Genomic DNA, 18,518 nt, shown 5'->3' with positions numbered 1-18,518 from the left:
GACCTAGACTTGTTAGGGTAGGCTACACTAATATCGAGTGACCGTTCAGAAGTAACCAAAGATCAGTGCAGCGAGCCGGGGGGTGTTGTACGCCGCCGATTGAATGACGCCTGGCGCGAGCATTGCGCCGGGACGTCCGGCGGGAGCGCAGGAGTCAAGAAATGCCAGCAAATCTCGGATGGATCCGGCAATTCCACCAGCCCCGCTTCGCCGCTAGCGGCTGCTCGCAGGTCGGCACAGCACGCCCGCCATTGTTGATCTGCCCGCACGCGGGTAGCGGCGCGTCCACCTATCGCGCGTTGTCGAAGGTGCTCAGCGAACACTTCAACGTCCTGATCTTCCAGTACCCGGGTCGCCAGGACCGCGCCCGCGAGGCGGCACTCGCCACGCTGCCCGAACTCGCCGCCGGTGCGTTCGCGGAATTCCATAGCTCCGAACACAATCGCGGTCTGCCGCTGACGGTCTTCGGCCACAGCATGGGCGCGATGGTGGCCTTCGAACTGGTGCGCAATGCCGAGGCGGCCGGACTGGAGGTGCGGTTACTCGCGCCGTCCGCTGCGGTCTCGCCGGGTCGGGCGGTCGACTTGCCGCCGCATCCGACCGAGGACGAGCAGATCCTCGACCACCTCGGCGCGCTGGAGGGCACCGGCGCGGATGTGCTCGGCAGCCGCGAGGTGATGCGGATGGCGCTGCCGGTGGTGAAGGCCGATTACCGGGCCTTCGATGCCTATAGCTGCCCGGTGGATGTCCGAGTGGAGGCCAAGATTCACGTGCTCGGCGGGGCCGAGGATCACCTCATCACGCCGCGTGAGCTGTACGGCTGGTCCAATCACAGCGCACAGGAAATCGACGTCACCATCTTCGACGGCGGGCATTTCTATCTGAACGACAATGCCGCCGGTATCGCGGAATTGCTTGCGCCCGAGCTGGATCGCGTCGGATGAGTACGGAAACGGATCCGATCGTCATCTCGGGTATGGCCGTCGAGGCGCCGGGCGGGATCGAGACGCTGCCCGACTTCTGGTCGGCGCTTGCCGAATCGCGCGAACTCATCGGACCATTCCCGCGCGATCGGGAATGGCCGATCGAGGAGTTGCTTGCGCTGCACCGCACCGCAGGGTGGAGCCGGGTCGCCGATGCCGGTGGGTTCCTCTCGGAGGCAACCGAATTCGACCCGATGTTCTTCGGTATCACGCCGCGCGAGGCTATTTCGATGGATCCACAGCAGCGGGTCGCGCTGCGGGTGGCCTGGCGGGCGCTGGAGAACGCGGGCATCAATCCGGGGGCGCTGGATGGCGCCGAGGTCGGCTGCTATATGGGCGCGTCCATCAATGAATACGGGCCGCAGTCCGGTGTGGTCACCGAGTACTCCGGATACCGGGCCACCGGGACGGCCCTCGGCGCGGTGGCCGGTCGGATTTCGCACAGTCTCGGACTGATCGGGCCCTCGCTGACCACCGATACCGCCTGCGCGTCATCGCTGACCGCATTGCACCTGGCTGCCAATGCCGTACGTGCCGGTGAATGCGATTGGGCGCTGGCCGGTGGCGTCTGTGTCATGGGCTCGCCCGCGGCATTTTTCGAGTTCGCCAAGAACAACGCGCTCGCCGTGGACGGACACTGTCGCGCCTACGCCGCCGACGCGACCGGCACGCTGTGGGCTGAGGGGGCCGGTGTGGTCGTTGTCGAACACGAGTCGCGCGCACGCGGACTCGGCCACCGCATCTACGGCCGCGTGCTCGCCACCCGGGTCAACCACAACGGCAAGGGGGCACCGCTCGCGGTACCCAGCGCGGCGGCACAGCAGCGGCTGATCGAGAAAACCCTGGCGGCGGCTGAAATTCGGCCGGATGACATCGGGCTGATCGAAGGACACGGCACGGGAACACCGGTCGGCGACCCGCTCGAGTTGACCGCCCTCGCACGGTCCTACGGCGGCGGCGACCGCGGCACCGATGGCCCGCGACTCGGCTCGGTGAAGTCGAATATGGGCCACGCACAGGCCGCCTCGGGCGTGCTCGGCCTGATCAAGATGCTGCTGAGCGGCGCGAACGGTCAGATCGCGCCGAGCCTCTACGCGGACAATCCGACCACCGAGGTCGATTGGGACGCCACCAGCCTGCGGTTGGCCACGAAACTCGAACCCTGGGACCCCGCCGACGGCGTCCGCTACGGCGCCGTCTCCTCGTTCGGCGTCGCGGGCACCAATGCGCACGCGATCTTGGCGATGCCCGTGCTGGAGGAAATCGATGCCTGATTACCGACTTCCGGACGGAACCGTCCCGGTGCTGCTGTCCTCCGATACGGCAGATGGGCTGCGCGGCGAGGCGGCGGCGATTCTGGGATACCTGCAGCGGCATCCCGGCGTGACCCCGGAGCGGGTGGCGGACACGCTGTTTCGCACTCGGATGGCACGTCGGCGGCGGGCGCTCGCGATGGTCGGCAACCGCGACTGCCTCCTCGACGCGTTGCGAGCGATCGTCGCTGGCGCCGAACATCCTGCGGTGACAGCCGGCGTCGCCACCGCGCGCGGCATCGGATTCGTTTTCCCTGGACAGGGCAGTCAGCGGCCGGGCATGGGCAAACTCTTCTACGAGATCTCCCCGAGCTTCCGTCGCGCGGTAGATGAATGCACCGCGATCTTCGAGGAGCGCTTCGGTCACCGGGAGCCGCTGCACTATCTGCTCGGCGACGATGATCGGTTCGAAGACCACGTGCGGGTGCTCCAGCCTGCGTTGATGTTCCAGATGTACGCCTTGGCCGCCATGTGGCGCGCGGCCGGTGTCGAACCCGCCGCGACGATCGGACATAGTCAGGGCGAGCTGGCCGCCGGTGCGGTATCGGGAATCATGACGCTGCGGGATTCGGTGCTCGCGGTGACGCATCGGGCCCTGGCCGTCGATCAGCTTTCGCCGCGCGGCTACTCGATGGCGGTGCTGGGCATGGACCGCGATCAGTGTGAGGCGCTGCTGGCCAGGCACTCCGGCTGGGCCGAGCTGTCGGTGGTCAATTCGGCACATATCCTGGCCATTTCGGGTGATCGCGAGACCATCGTCGATATGGTGGCGACCGCGACCGCGCGGGGGCAGTTCGCCAAGGAAATCCGCGTCGCGTATCCGGCGCACACCTCGGTGGTCAGCGAGTATCGGAAGGGACTGGAAGCGGCGCTCGGCGACGAAATGAGCGGGCCGAACTTCATCGCGACCGAAATCCCTTGCTACGGTGCGACACTCGGCACGACAATTACGCCCGATTTGCGGCACGACCAGTACTGGTATTGGAATCTGCGCAACCGGGTCCGGTTCGATCGGGCGATCACGGCGGCCACCGCCGACGTCGACACCTTCGTCGAGATGTCGGAACATCCCATGCTGCAGTTGGCCATTCAGGAGAACCTGAGCACGGTGCGTCCGGATCCGGCCCGGCCGCAGCGCGAATTCCGGGTGATCGGAACCTCGCTGCGCACGGCGGCGGGACTCGGTGAGTTCACCCGCAACCTGGCAACCGTCGCGGTGCACGACCTGAACTACCGATGGGATGCATTGCGGGTCGAATCCGATTCGGACACGGTGCGTTTGCCGCTGCGCGACTTCCCCAATACCGTGCTGAATCCGCAGCGACTGTGGGCTCCCTACCGGACGACGACGCCGGTCGCCCCCGAGCACACTGCGACCCGGCTGGCGGAGCACTGGGTGCGGCTCGAGCGTCGTTCGCTGATTTCGCCGCGCACAATGCTCGTCGTCGATCACACCGGTCAGTGCGCCGAACTCGCGGCGGCGCTGTGCACCGCGGCTCATAATCACGGCGGCGGCGCGGCGATTTACGATCCCGATCGGCCCGCCGACACCGCCGACTACGACTCGATCGTCGTGCTGCTGCCGGAGTTGCCCGATCTGGACGGGCCCGCCGCGATCGCGGAACTGGCGCGGTTCTATGACGCGCGGTGGCTGCCCGCTCTGGATGCCACGGTCACCGACTGCTGGCTGGTGACCGTCCGCGGTGAGGCCGCGGTCGCCGACGACCCGGCACCACACCTGTTCCACGGCGCGGTCTCCGCCGGATTCCGCTGCATCGGACTGGAGAATATCGGCACCGCCTTCCGACACCTCGACCTCGACGCCGCCGATGCGGGGCAGGCCGCCAAGATGGTGCGCGCGCTGCATGCCAAGGACGAACCGCAGCTGGCATTGCGCGCGGGCGGACTCTATGCCAAGCGGCTCGAGGTGGAACTCGAACCGGCTGGCGGAGTTCCGGATGATGCGGAGCTCGAGCACGTCGTCATCGTCGGCGGGACCGGCACCCTGGGCCTGAAGTTCGCCGAGTACTTCGCCGGTCGTGGTGCGCGGCGGATCACGCTGCTCAGCCGGTCCGGCGAAACCGATTCCGTCGCAGGCCGATTGCGGGTTATCCGACAGGTAGGCACCGCCGCGGTCGCGGTTGTCGCGTGCGATGTCGGCGACGAATCCAGCGTGCGCGAGCTCGCCGCCGCGCTGGCCGACACACCGGCGACCATGCTGGTACACGCCGCAGTCAACTATGTGCGCGCCGAACTCACCGATGTGACCGCCGAAAAGCTGTTCGAGATGGCGGCATCGAAGATCATCGGCACCGACCATCTGCTACGGCTGTTACCGGTGGCCGCTGACGCCCGGATTGTCATCTGCTCGTCCGCGGCGGCTACCTTCGGCGGTCGCGGGCAGATTCTCTACGCCACGGTCAACCGCATGCTCGATGTGCTGGCCATGCGTTTGCGTGCGGCTGGCACGAATGCCGTTGCGATGCAATGGGGTATCTGGGATCTCGAAGGCCCACTGCATGCGGTCGGCGTGGATCGGATCGCCGCCGCGGGCGGCCAGTCCATGGACCCGCGTGACGCGCTCGCCGTCGGTTTCACCGAGTACGCAGAAATCGGACGGCCCAGCAATCGCATTGTGATGGCGGCCGATTGGTCGCAGCTGAACGACATCATTTCGGCGGTCGGCTGGGGTCCGCTGCTCGCCGATGTGCTCGCGCAAGTGGAACCGGCACCGCCGCGGGTCGAGCCCAGAGTCGCTGCCCCTGCCGTCGTGGTCGTGCCGGAGGGGGTCGTGCCATTCGCCGGTTCACTGTCCGATCAGGTGCGCATCGAACTGGGCAAGGTGATGGGCGCCGATGGGCTCGACGCCATCGACAGCTCGGTGCCGCTGGTGGCGCTCGGTCTGGATTCGCTGCAGGCGTTGGACTTCCGCAAGCGGGTGCAGGCCGAACTGAACCGCGATCTTCCGGTGGCGGCCATTCTGGGCGGCGCGTCGTTGGACGACGTCGTGCGCCTGATGGCCGACAGCAACGTCTAGGCGAGGGATTGACGATGTCGAACAACGAGCCGGCCAGCGTGCTGGACCGCCGGAAGGCGCTGCTGCGCCAGCGTTTGGCCGAAAGTGGGCTGACCGCACCGGTTTCCGAGGCCGCGCCCATTCGGAGATCGAAACCCGGTGAACGTCATCCGCTTTCGGCCGGACAGCGGCGCATGTGGTTTCTGCAGACGCGTGATCCGGAGGACACCACCCTCAATATCTGTGTGGCCTATCGGCTGACGGGTGCGCTCGACGAGGCACGGCTGCGCGATGCGGTCACGGCCGTGGTAAACGCCCACGACATTCTGCGCACCACCTACGGGTTGGACGAGAACGGCGAGCCGTACCAGACCGTCCGCTCGGATCTCGAATTGTATTGGCAGAGGCACGATCTGACCGATATGCCGGAGACCGGCCGGTCACGCAGGCTGGAAGTGCTGGCTCGCCGGGAATTCGGCCGACCGTTCGATCTCGCGACCGAGTCGCCGTTGCGCGTCAGCCTGGTGCGCATCGGTGCCGATGAATTCGCTTTGCTGCTGGTAGCGCATCACATCAGCTGGGATGACGACTCGTGGGCTGTCTTCTTCACCGAGCTCAATGCCGCTTACCGTGCCGAGCCCGTCCAGTCCGACCGTGCGCAATTCGTCGACGTCGCGGTTTTCGGCGATCTCACTGACAAAACCGATATCGACTATTGGCGTACAACCCTGCGCCCGCTACCGGAAGCCCTGGAACTCCCCGGTCCAGCCACGGTCGCCACGGCTGCGGCGAAGCAGTCCGACCGGTGCACCCTGTCGCTGCCCGGGGAGCTCGTCGGCCGCGTGGAGGCCTTCGCGCGTGCGCACGGCGCCACCCCTTTCATGGTGTGGCTGGCCGCCTATGACGCGGTGATCCATCGCTACACCGCGGCCACGGATTTCCTGGTATCGGTCCCGGTTACCGTGCGCCGCGATGGCACCGCCGGCTCGTTGATCGGCTATTTCGGCAATACGCTGCTGCTGCGCGCCACCATCGGTGCCGAAGACAACTTCGCCCGCTTCACCGAAACCATTCGCGACACCTGCGTCGGTGCCTTCGCGCATCAGAATGTCGGCATCGATCGCGTTGTGCGCGAGGCGAATCCGGATCGCATCGGTGGCCGGGACGGGTTGGAACAGCTGGTCCGACTCGGCTTCGGGGTGCGCAGGAGCGCACAGGGATTCGACCTGGCAGGTGTCGAGGCGACACTGCTCGATCTCGGCAGTGCGGTGGCGCAGGTTCCGCTGGGGCTGACCGTAGTCACGGAAGCCGATGGCGCTTATCTGGAGGCCGAATACCGGATCGCCGATCTGGACCGCGCCCTGGTGGAACAGCTGCTCGACCACTACCTGCAGTTGCTGGACAACGCACTCGCGAATCCCGATCGCAGGCTCGGTGATATCGATATGCTCGGCGCGGCCGATCGCGCCGCGATCCTCGCGCTGTCGCACGGCCCGATTGTCGAGGCGGAACCGACCACCATGGTCGCGCTCTTCGAAAATCAGGTCGCGGCAACGCCCGATGCGCTCGCCATTGTCGCCCCTGCGGAACGCGACACCGAACTCACCTACGCCGAACTGAATCGGCGCGCCAATCGCTTGGCGCACTGGCTGATCGGGCAGGGACTCGGTACCGAAGACATCGTCGGGCTGCGGCTGTCGAATTCGGTGGAGTTCGTGGTCGCGGTGCTGGGCGTGCTAAAAGCCGGTGCGGCCTATCTACCGATCGATCCGGCCTACCCGGACGACCGCATCGACTACCTGACCGAGGACGCCGCACCCCGACTGGTGCTCGGTCGGGTCGAACTGGATACCGCCGAAGCCGCGGTCGGCGGACTCCCGGATACCGATCCTGGCGATGCGGACCGGGTGCGGCCGCTGCTGCCCGGCCATCTCGCGTATGTCATCTACACCTCCGGGTCCACCGGAAAGCCCAAGGGCGTCCCGGTATCCCACGCCGCGATCGCCGAACATCTCGCTGGCTTCGTCGCGGAATGGAGTATGACCGCCGAGGACCGGCTGCTGCAGTCCTCTTCGGTCAGCTTCGATGCCTCCCTGCTCGATATCTTCGTGACGCTGACGCTCGGCGCCCGGCTGGTCATCCCGAAGCCCGATGCCTTCCGCGATATTCCCTACGTCGCCGAGTTGATCACCCGCTGCGGGGTCACGGTGCTGCATATGGTGCCGTCGATGTTGAGCACCTTCCTGCTGCTGCCGGAGGTGAGCGAATGGCGTGCGCTGCGGCATGTTCCGGTGGGTGGTGAGGCGCTGCCCGGTGAGGTGGCCGACAAGTTCGCCGGTGTCTTCGATGCCGAGCTGCGCAATCATTACGGCCCGACCGAGGCAGTTGTGTGCGCGACGCATATGAATGTGGAAGGCCCGCAGGGCACCCGGATCGTGCCGATCGGTGTGCCGAATCAGAACGTCACGGTGTACCTGCTCGATGCGGCGCTGCAGCTGGTGCCACCGGGTGTTGTCGGTGAGATCTATTTGGGCGGAGCGCAATTGGCGCGAGGCTACCTGAATCGGCGTGGGTTGACAGCGGAGCGCTTCGTCGCCGATCCGTTCGCGCCGGGCGCTCGGCTGTATCGGACCGGAGATCTCGCCCGGCGCAATGCCAATGGTGAGATCGAATTCGTCGGCCGGGCCGATGAGCAGGTCAAGGTGCGTGGCTTCCGGATCGAACTCGGCGAGGTGGAGGCGGCCATCGCGTCGTATCCGGGTGTCGGACACTGTGTCGTCATCGCGGTCGAGGATGCGGCGGTCGGTGCGATGTTGGCCGCATATGTGGTTGCGGCCAAAGGATTTTCGGCGTCGACGCTCGATATGGACGAGGTCCGCGGACATGCCGCCGCGACGCTGCCGGACTACATGGTGCCGAGCGCCTTCGCGGTGATCGACGAGATCCCGCTGACCGTACACGGCAAACTCGACCGTCGTGCGCTGCCGGATCCGGAACGCGCCACCAGCCACCGCTACCGGGAGCCGAGCACCGCCACCGAAATCCGTCTGGCCGGCCTGTTCGCGCAGATCTTCGGCCGCGAGCAGATCGGCGCGGACGATTCCTTCTTCGAACTCGGCGGGCATTCGCTGCTTGCCACCCGCCTGGTCGTGCGGATTCGCACCGAATTCGGCGTCGAGATCGATGTGCGCGCACCGTTCGATACCCCGACCGTCGCGGGACTTGCCGCACAGATCGAAGCTACACCGGCGCGGGTCACTGCCGCTGTGCGCCCACTGCTGAAACGCGAACGGCCCGATCATATTCCGCTGTCGTACTCGCAGCTCGCGTTGTGGTTCCAGCGCAAGCTGGAGGGGCCGAGTGCGATCGGCAATATCCCATTCGCGGTTCGGGTCGACGGTCGGCTGGATCTCGATGCGCTGACTGCCGCGCTCGCCGACGTCGTTGCACGGCACGAGGTGCTGCGCACCGTTTTTCCCGAGAACGGCGGCATGCCATATCAATTGGTGCTGCCCGCAGGGCCGATAGCTGTGCCGGTGACGCAGCTGGACGATCCGGAAAAACTGCGCGCAGAACTCGCCGCAGCCGGTGGTCACTGCTTCGCGGTCGATACCGAGCTGCTGATTCGACCGCGAGTCTTCATGCTGGACAACAGGACTCACGTGCTCTCGCTGCTCGTGCACCATTTGGTGGCCGATCACTGGTCGTTCCGGACGATTCTGGACGATCTCGCCACCGCCTACCGTGCTCGCACCGCGGGCGCTGCTCCGGACTGGACGCCCCTCGACATTCAGTACGCCGACTATGCACTGTGGCAGCGCGATGTGGTCGATTCGCTCGGTGCGCAGGTGGATTACTGGCGCGACACACTCGCCGACCTGCCGGACGAGATCAATGTCGCTCTGGACCGCCCGCGTCCCGCCATACTCGGCAAGAACGGACATGTAGTGCCGTTCGCGGTCCCCGCCGCCCTGCGCGGCAAGCTGAAGGCGCTCGCCGAGGCGAGCGGGGGCAGCGAGTTCATGCTCTACCAGGCCGCTGTCGCGACGCTGCTGCACAAACTCGGTGCGGGTGTGGATATTCCGCTCGGCACGCCGATCGCGGGTCGGGTCGATCCGGCCGCGGCCGAGTTGGTCGGACTGCTCGCCAATATGGTGGTGCTGCGCAATGACCTATCCGGCGATCCGACGCTGCGGACCGTGCTGGAGCGCTCCCGCGATACTGCACTCGGCGCGTACAGCAACCAGGATATCCCGATGGAACGCCTGGTCGACGCGCTGAATCCGGCTCGGTCCCGGTCCAGGAACCCGCTGTTCCAGGCCATGATGCACTTCCGCGAGGAGAACTGGGACGGCGCGGGTCGGGGTTTGGACGCGCACACCGCACTGACGGTATTGCCTTTGGATTTCGACACCTCGCTGCTGGATCTCAGCATCAATTTCTTCGCGGGATCCGACGGCGGCTTCGATGCCAGTGTCATCGTGAATACCGATCTGTATGAGCCCGCGACCGGAGAGTTGTTCGCGCAGCGCATGCTTCGGGTACTCACAGCCTTCGCCGAAACTCCCGACAGCACCGTCGGCGAACTCGACGTGATGCCCGCCGCCGAGCGGCAACGGGTCCTCGGTGAATGGGCCACCGGTGTGGAGCTGACCTGGATACCGGGCCTTGCCGAGCTGATCCGGCGTGGTCGCGGTGTTCCGGCCGATCGGATCGCTCTGCGCTGCGGTACCGAGACACTCACCTATGGCGAGCTATTCGAACAGCTCGATCGAGGCGTGACACAGGTGCCCGATGGCGCTTCGGCGGCGGGGGTGGTGCGACGGCTTGCCGCACTGGACGCGGTAGCGAATACCGATGGAACTATCGCGGTTTCGCACGTTGTGCTCGGCCGCGAGGCTGTGGCGGCCGTGGTAGCCGATCGACGGGCCATCGCCGCTGAGCGCCGCAGCGAATCGCTGGATCGGGCAACGGGTTCGGCGGATGTTCGACTGGTCGCCGCACTCTGGTCCGGACCCGAGATCGCGGTCGAGTTGCTGGCTGCGCTCGCCGACGGGGCGACGCTGATCCTCGCCACCGAACCGCAACACGAAGATCCGGTCGCGCTGGTCGAGCTGATCGGGGCACATTCGGTAACCCATGTGGTTGCCGATCCCATCACGCTGTCGCGGTTCGTGCAGACCGGCGTCTCCATGTTGCCGTCGGTGCGCAGCTGGGAGGTCATCGGAACCGATTGGCCCCCAGCGCTTCCCGATCTACTGCCTGCGCTCGCGGCCGGTTCGGTCGCGACCTTCGACTTCCGGATTCCGGAGTACGCGGGCGCGGTGGCGCGCGGGGCGGTCGACGGAAGCGGACGTGCGCGTCCCATTCCGGGTGCGCGGGTGTTGGTGCTGGATCAAGCCCGGCGACCGGTTGCGCCCGGCGTCGACGGCGACGTGTACGTCGGTGGGGCCGGACTTGCCGAGGGGTACGTCGAGGATTCGGCAAAAGCATTCATCGACGACCCGTACCTGCCGGGAGCTCGATTGTTCCGCACCGAACAGCGGGCGCGTTGGGACACCGCAGGACGACTCGTGTTCGCGACCAGGCCCGGTGGCACTGTTGAAACCGCCACAGGTACAGCATCTTCCGCTGCCGAGCAGACAGAGACCGAGCAGCAGCTCATCGCAATCCTCGAGGAGTTGCTGGAAATCGAGGATGTCGCCGCCGATGACGGCTTCTTCGCACTCGGCGGCGACAGCGTGATCTCCATTCAGTGGTCGGCACGCGCCAATCAGCTCGGCCTCCCACTGTCTCCACAGCTGGTATTCGAGCACCTCACCATCGCCGAACTCGCGGCCGCGGTCGACGAGGCGGTGGCTGCGGGGGTGACAACGACCATCGGCGACACCTTCGGTGTGGCAGCCGACGCGAACGGCGATGACGGCCATCCCGATACGGCCCAACCAGCAGAACCTGATCAGCGCCAACATGCCGCGATGAGCGTATCCGGCCTCAGCTCGGACGCGCTGGCCGCCTTGGGCGCGGCTTGGAAGCAGTCGCAATGAAAGGCGACTACTTCCGAGCGGCTGGCCCGACGTGCGGCGATACGATGACCTCGGGCCGAAAGGCGTTGCGATGACTGTGGACCGGAGCGTCCCGGCCGAAATCGAGGATGTGCTCGCGCTCAGCCCACTACAGGAGGGGCTGTTCGCGTTGGCGCGGTTGGCCGCCGACGGGGTCGATCTGTACACCATGCAGTTCGTCATCGATATCGGCGGTCCGATCGACGTGCCGATGTTGCGCCGCAGCAGCGAAGCAATCCTGCAGCGGCACGCCAATCTGCGGGCCGCGTTCTGGGATAAAGATCTGCCCAGGCCGGTGCAGATCGTCCCGACCTGGGTGGATCTGCCCTGGTTCGAAATCTCGGCGCTTCCGGCGGAATTCGATACCATCGCCGCGGCCGACCGGCAACGGCGGTTCGATCTTTCTCGCGGTCCGGCCCTGCGCATCACGCTGGTAACGCTTCCCGACGAGCGGCGCCGGATGATCGTGACCGCGCACCACATCCTGATGGACGGCTGGGCGGTCGCGGTGTTCTTCCGCGAGCTGATGGCGGTGTATGAAGCCGGGGGACAGGCGGATTCGCTGCCACCGGCACGGCCGTACCGCGATTACATCGGCTGGCTCGCCGTGCAGGACACCGCGGCCATTACCCGACGCTGGTCCGAATACCTTGCGCCGCTGAGCGGTCCGCTCATGCTGGCCGGTAGTGCGGCGACCGAAATCGGCGCGGCGATTCCACGCCGCAGCCGATTCAGCCTGGGCAATGCCGAAACCGCGCGGCTGGTGCGATGGGCACGGTCTAACGGCCTGACCATGAGCACGGTCGTCCAATTCGCCTGGGCCGTCGTCCTCGGCAGACTCACCGATCGACATGATGTCGTCTTCGGCACCACCATTTCCGGCCGTCCGGATGCACTGCCCGGCGTCGAAACGATGATCGGACTGTTCATCAATACGGTGCCCGCGCGCGTCCTCATCGACCGAACCCGCACCGTCGCCGAGCAATGCGCGCAGCTACAGCGCGAATCGGCGGCCATGCGGGATGCGGGATGTGTGAGCCTGTCGACCATTCAGCGGGCCGCCGGTCACGGTGCGCTGTTCGACGTGCTGTTCGTCTTCGAGAACGCGCCCATCGGTGCGGCCACCGATCCGATCGTCACCGCGAGCGGCACCCGGTTCCTGCCAGTGGCGATGGAAAGTCTGGTGCACTATCCGCTTTCGGTGGTGTCGCATTTGAACGACGGCACACTCGTCGTCATGCTCGAGGCGATTGCCGAAGCCCTGCCGCACTTCCCGATCGCCGATATCGGCGAGCGGATACTGTCGGTGCTGCGTCAATTGCCCGATCATGGTGATTCGAGCCCTGATTCGCTGGACCTGCTGCTGGCCGATGAGAAGGTTACCGTGGCCGCGAAGCAGGTCGACGCTAATGGGACGGCTTACGAGCTCTTCCTGAACCAGGTCGCCGACACTCCGGATGCGATCGCCCTGAGCGCCGGTTCGGATCGCTACACCTACCGTGAATTGCGTGCAGCCGCCGGGCAACTGGCCAATGAGCTGATCGCCGGCGGTATCGGTCCGGAAACCGTTGTCGCCCTTGCGCTACCGCGATCGGGCAGGTCTATCGTCGCGATCCTCGCCGTACTGGAAGCCGGCGGAGCCTATGTGCCGGTAGATATCTCGGCACCCGCAGCACGCATCGAATCCATCCTGCGCCAGGCGGACCCGAAACTCGTACTGACGGTCGCCGAGTCTGCCCCGCTGCTCGGCGAGACCGCGCGTCCCGTTCTGGTACTCGACGAGCCGGCCGTAGCCGAAAGAATCGCAAACCACCCCATCCCGTCCTACCACCCGGTTCCCCCACAGACCGCCGCGTACTTGATCTTCACCTCCGGCTCAACCGGCGAACCCAAGGGTGTCATCGCCACAAACGCCGCTCTGACCAGCTACTTCACCGACCACCGCGACCGCGTCTACCGCCCGGCAGTGACCCGACTCGGCCGCCGACTGCGCATCGCACATGCCTGGTCGCTGAGCTTCGACGCCTCCTGGCAGCCCATGATCGGCCTGTTCGACGGCCACGCCGTCCACCTGTTCGACGAGACCGAAATGCGCGATGCGCAGGGCCTCGTCGACGGCATCGTCCGGCACGAGATCGATATGATCGACACCTCGCCGTCCATGTTCACCCAGCTCTCGGCCGCCGGCCTAGTGGACGGTGAGCGGCTGACCGTGCTCGCCCTCGGCGGCGAGGCCATCGGTACGCCCATGTGGGAGCAACTGCGCGCGCTGCCGGGCACCGCGGTCTACAACTGCTACGGCCCCACCGAGACCACGGTCGAGGCGGTGGTCGCGACGGTGAATACCGGTCGCAGCGAGTCGGGCAGTGCCCAGCCCACCATCGGCGGACCGGTGGATCGCATGTCCGCCTATGTCTTCGATGCCATGCTGCGGCCGGTGCCGCGCGGTGTCATCGGTGAGTTGTATTTGTCGGGCGCTCAGGTGGCACGCGGCTATATCGGCAAGGCCGCCATCACCGCGGGCCGCTTCGTCGCCGACCCATTCCGACCCGGTGCCCGCATGTATCGCACAGGTGATCTGGTGCGGCAGTTGCCGAATGGCGATCTCGCTTACCGCGGCCGCATCGATGACCAGGTCAAGATTCGCGGCTACCGGATCGAAATCGGCGATATCGAAACAGCTTTGCTGCAGCTTCCGCAGGTCCGCGCGGGCGCCGTACTGGTTGTGCGGCGGCCGAGTGGCCCGAGTCTCCTCGCCTTCGCGGTCGGTGCTGATTCGGCCAACTTGCGCGCCGGACTTGCCGAGCGCCTGCCTGCATATATGGTTCCGGCGCGGGTCATTTCGCTGCCCGAGCTACCGGTCACCCCTAACGGCAAACTCGATGTCCGCGCTCTGCATGCTCTTGGGCTGGAGGCGCTGCAAGGTTCGGCTCAGCGCACCCTGCCGAGCACCGATACCGAGCGAACCCTGTGCCGCGCGCTCGCGGAGACACTGGGCGGGACCACACCCGGCATCGATGACGATTTCATCGAACTCGGCATGGACAGCATTGTTGCCATCTCCCTGGTAAACGCCGTGCGACGCGCGGGACTCTCGATCAGCCCCGCCATGGTCATGACCAACCGCACCGTCCGCGATCTGGCGGCCGCCATCGATTCCTGTGCGGCACAGCAGGAGAACACGCCAACTGCGGTCGGTGCGGTGCTCCCGACACCGATCATGTCCTGGATGTACGAGTACGGCGGCTTCCGCAGGCTCGCACTCTCCACACTGGTATCGCTACCCGCCGAGTTGGATCGAGTCGGGTTGGAAGCGGTGCTGCAGGCACTCCTCGATGGACACGACATGCTGCGCGGCCAACTGTCAACGACCGAAGACAGGTTCGAAACCAGAGCACAGGGCAGCGTGCGCGCCGCTGATATCCTCCACGAGGTTCAGGTCTCCGGTGACTTCGGCCCCGCACTCGAGGAGCATGCGCGAGCGGCGATCGACCGCATCGATCCGAAGACGGGCACCATGATTCAGGCCGTCCGCTTCGCAGGCCCAGATGTGCTGTTGCTGTCGATCCACCACCTCGCGGTGGACCCGGTCTCCTGGCACATCATCTTCGCGGATCTCGCCGACGCGTGGTCGCATCTCCTTGACGGGCAAACCCTCACTGTCGCACCAGAATTCACTGGGTATCGCACTTGGGCGGAACTACTCGACAAGCGCCGCACCGCACCTGAAGTAACAGCACAACGTGACTTCTGGACCAACCAATTAACCGGCCCCGATCCAGAACTCGGACTGCGGCACCCGGATCCGACCCGAGACACCTGGTCCTCCTACCGCCTCACGCCATCGTTCACGCCGACAAACATCACCCGCCGCATCCTCGACGGCCTCGGAACCGACCTCAGCATGCACGAATTGCTGCTCACCGCACTGACAATCGCGGTCACGACTTGGCGAGCCCAACGCAACCAGGACGGCTCGACCGGCACACTGGTCGCCCTCGAGGGCCACGGCCGCGAGGATGCCACCGTCGGCAATGCCGACACCTCGCGCACCGTCGGCAACGCCGACACCTCGCGCACTGTCGGCAACGCCGACACCTCGCGCACTGTCGGCAACGCCGACACCTCGCGCACCGTCGACACCTCGCGCACCGTCGGCTGGTTCACCACCGTCTATCCACTGCGCGTCGGTGCGGGCTCGACACTCGACATCTCCCGCGCCGAATCCGATCCGGCCGAAGCAGCAGGCCTGCTGAAAGCCGTCGCAGCACAGCTGGACAGCGTCCCGAACAAGGGCTTGGACTACGGCCTACTTCGCTACGGCGACACCGAACCGCACACGGACCCGCAGGTAATGCTCGACTACCTGGGGCGAATGGACCTCGCCGCAGGCACATCGGGCCCATGGACCCCGATCACCGATCTCACCCTGCACCAACGGCTTCCGGTCGCCCCCGAACCGGAAATGCCGCTGCGCTACGCACTCGACCTCGTCGTCGCCGTCTACCCCGGCGCCGACGGACCCCAGCTGGCCACCCTGTTCCGCTGGAGCGACGCACTTTTCGACACCACCGAGATCGACCGTTTCGCAACGATCTGGCAGCGCTGCGTTACCGCAGTGGCCGCCGCCATACCAAGCGCAACTCCGGGAGAACGATGAACGCGATCGAAAACGCCATCGTGGTCGAGGACGTTCGCAAGTCCTTCGGCGACGTCCATGCCGTGCGCGGCCTGACCTTCTCGGCGCCCGCCGGAAGTGTGCTCGGCGTGCTCGGTCCGAACGGCGCGGGCAAGACCACCACGGTCTCCATCCTGTCGACGCTCACCAAGCCCGATGCGGGCCGCGCCCTGGTTGCGGGCCACGACGTCGTGCGTGAGGCCGCGGCTGTGCGGGCATCTATCATGCTCACGGGCCAGTACGCGGCGCTCGATGAGGTGCTGACCGGTCGGGAGAACCTCGTCCTCTTCGGTCGTCTGATGGGTCTGCGTCCGAAGCAGGCCAAGGTCCGCGCCACCGAACTGCTCGAACAGTTCGATCTCACCGAGGCGGCCGATCGTCGCGTCGGCGGCTATTCCGGCGGTATGCGCAGGCGCATCGATATCGCCTGCGGCCTGGTGCGCCTGCCCAAGGTCGTCTTTCTCGACGAACCCACCACCGGCCTGGATCCGGTGAGTAGACAGAGGGTTTGGTCGCTGGTGCGTTCGCTCGCGGAACAGGGTGTGACAATCCTGCTCACGACGCAGTACCTCGAGGAGGCGGATGCGTTGAGCGACAACATCATCGTCATCGATAAGGGCCGCGTGATCGCCGAGGGCACCGCGGACGAACTCAAGGCACGTTCGGGTTCGAGCTACTGTGAGGTCGTGCCGGTCGATGCCGGTGACTTGCCCGCCGTGGTAACCGCGCTGGGCGGCCTCGGCACGGTGACGGTCGCCGAATCCAAGGACCGGGTTTCGCTTCCGGCCCCCGACGGTGCCGCCACACTGGCCGAAGCGCTGCGCCGCATTACCGAAGCCGGTATCGAACTCATCGATATCGCCCTGCGCAGACCCTCACTCGACGAGGTCTTCATCAAGCTCACCACCGATGAACCGGGGCTGGTGACCGCATGACCGAATCAGTCACCATTCCCGCCGGAATGCAATGGACCGCGCTGAGCGGGCGCACCGTGCGCGCGGCGGTCCGCGAGGGTGATCTGCCCTTCGGCTTCATCGCGCCGATGATCTTCTTCGTCTGTTTCTATGTCCCACTGCGCAAGTCGATGGAGCAGACCGGCGCGGACTACGCTCAGTACCTGCTGCCGGTAATCGTGCTGCAGGGCATGTTCTTCACTGCCATGTCGGCGGGCGACCGCGCCGCCCGAGACACTTTCAGCGGCATGGGAACCCGCATGCGATCCATGCCGGTCAAATCCTGGGTCCCGCTGGCCGCCCGAATGTCCGCGAACCTGGTTCGCGCGCTGGCCGGACTAGCCGGAGCGCTGGTCATCGGCGCGATCTTCGGATTCCGATTCCACAGCGGTACAGCGGCTCTCGTCTTCATCGCACTGTCGCTGGCCTTTGCCGTGGCACTGGTGATCGGCGCCGACACACTCGGCGTCGCCACCGGTAGGCCGGAAATCGGCGCATCCGCGCTGCTGGCACCGCAACTTCTGCTCATCATGATGTCCACGGGTCTCGTTCCGGCCGAGGGGTTTCCGGGTTGGATCCAGCCCTTCGTCCGCAATCAGCCGGTGTCCCAGGCCGCTGCCGCCCTGCGCGATCTGGCCAATGGCGAATCCACCTCGGCCGTCGCGATAGCGGCGGTCTGGATTCTCGGTCTGATCATGGCGTTCACCGCGATCTCGGTCTTGGTGGAAAGGCGGCGGCCGTGAAAACACTGATCGACCAGAGCTTCGTCGAAACGGGCCGACTGCTGCGCCGCTGGCCGCGTGAGCAGGAGGTGCTGACCTCGACGCTGATCCTGCCGGTGCTGCTGCTGTTGATGTACCAACTGGTGCTCCACAAATTCCTCAGCGCATCGTCCGGCGTGGACGCCATCTACGGTTTCGTCCCGATGATCGCGGTCACCGGCGCGATGTACGGTGCCATGGGCACCGGACTGTCGCTGTACGCGGAGCGGGAAAGCGGTCTGCTGCGGCGCATCTGGGTGCTGCCGGTGCACCGCGCGGCCGGACTGATCGGCAGACTGCTCGCCGAATGCGGACGGACGCTGATCGCGACGATCATCGTGGTCGCCCTCGGCGTGGCGCTCGGATTGCGCTTCGAGCAGGGCTGGCCCGGCGTGCTCGGTGCGCTCGCGGTTCCGGTGCTGCTGATTCCCGGCTTCGCCACCATGGTGATCACGGTCGCCGTCAGCAAGGCGGGCGACAAGGTCGTGCAATTGTTTTCGGCACTCGTGCTGCTCGGGTTGTTCTTCAATTCCGGCTTCGTGCCAGTGGAGAACTACCCGGGTTGGCTGCAGCCGGTGGTGCGCGTCCAGCCGATGAGCTGCGCCATCGAGGCAATGCGCGGCTGCACGATCGGCGGTCCCATCGCCACCCCGCTGCTGCAGACCGTCGCCTGGTCCGCAGGGCTTGCGCTGGTCTTCGGCGCCTTCGCGGTTCGCGGCTACCGCAAGGCCGCGGAGAGCTGACCAGTC

General features: G+C 66.1%; 8 protein-coding genes. All 8 read left to right on the top strand.

Translation table 11 applies throughout. The annotated features are described in order from the left end of the window. The first annotated feature begins 161 nt into the window (after positions 1-161). Positions 162-944: an alpha/beta fold hydrolase gene (locus AB0J47_RS33580; protein WP_364355491.1), complete on the top strand. Its 783-nt coding sequence runs from the start codon at positions 162-164 to the stop codon at positions 942-944. Further along, positions 941-2,257 carry a polyketide synthase gene (locus AB0J47_RS33575; RefSeq protein WP_364355488.1) on the top strand — a complete coding sequence of 439 codons (1,317 nt, stop codon included), beginning with the start codon at positions 941-943 and terminating at the stop codon, positions 2,255-2,257. Before AB0J47_RS33580 ends, AB0J47_RS33575 begins: the two co-directional genes overlap by 4 nt. Further along, on the top strand, positions 2,250-5,333 hold the full coding sequence (nbtC, locus tag AB0J47_RS33570) for a nocobactin polyketide synthase NbtC (RefSeq protein ID WP_364355485.1): 3,084 nt from the start codon (positions 2,250-2,252) through the stop codon (positions 5,331-5,333). The genes AB0J47_RS33575 and nbtC overlap by 8 nt, the downstream gene beginning before the upstream one ends. 14 nt (positions 5,334-5,347) lie before the next feature. After that, the gene (locus tag AB0J47_RS33565) at positions 5,348-11,359 is read left to right on the top strand and encodes an amino acid adenylation domain-containing protein (RefSeq protein ID WP_364355482.1); all 6,012 of its coding nucleotides are present in this window, start codon (positions 5,348-5,350) and stop codon (positions 11,357-11,359) included. Between the two features lie 70 nt (positions 11,360-11,429). Then, positions 11,430-16,037 carry an amino acid adenylation domain-containing protein gene (locus AB0J47_RS33560; RefSeq protein ID WP_364355479.1) on the top strand — a complete coding sequence of 1,536 codons (4,608 nt, stop codon included), beginning with the start codon at positions 11,430-11,432 and terminating at the stop codon, positions 16,035-16,037. Further along, complete coding sequence (locus AB0J47_RS33555; RefSeq protein ID WP_364355476.1) at positions 16,034-16,990, top strand: ATP-binding cassette domain-containing protein; 957 nt, start codon at positions 16,034-16,036, stop codon at positions 16,988-16,990. Before AB0J47_RS33560 ends, AB0J47_RS33555 begins: the two co-directional genes overlap by 4 nt. Beyond that, positions 16,987-17,751, top strand: a complete 765-nt coding sequence (locus AB0J47_RS33550) for an ABC transporter permease (protein WP_364355473.1) — start codon at positions 16,987-16,989, stop codon at positions 17,749-17,751. Before AB0J47_RS33555 ends, AB0J47_RS33550 begins: the two co-directional genes overlap by 4 nt. Next, on the top strand, positions 17,748-18,512 hold the full coding sequence (locus tag AB0J47_RS33545; protein ID WP_364355470.1) for an ABC transporter permease: 765 nt from the start codon (positions 17,748-17,750) through the stop codon (positions 18,510-18,512). Before AB0J47_RS33550 ends, AB0J47_RS33545 begins: the two co-directional genes overlap by 4 nt. The last annotated feature ends 6 nt before the right edge of the window (positions 18,513-18,518 follow it).

It is taken from the genome of Nocardia sp. NPDC049737 (assembly GCF_040674755.1).
Classification (GTDB): domain Bacteria; phylum Actinomycetota; class Actinomycetes; order Mycobacteriales; family Mycobacteriaceae; genus Nocardia.
The sequence above is the reverse complement of the archived record's forward strand: the minus strand, read 5'-3'. Positions and strand labels throughout refer to the sequence as shown.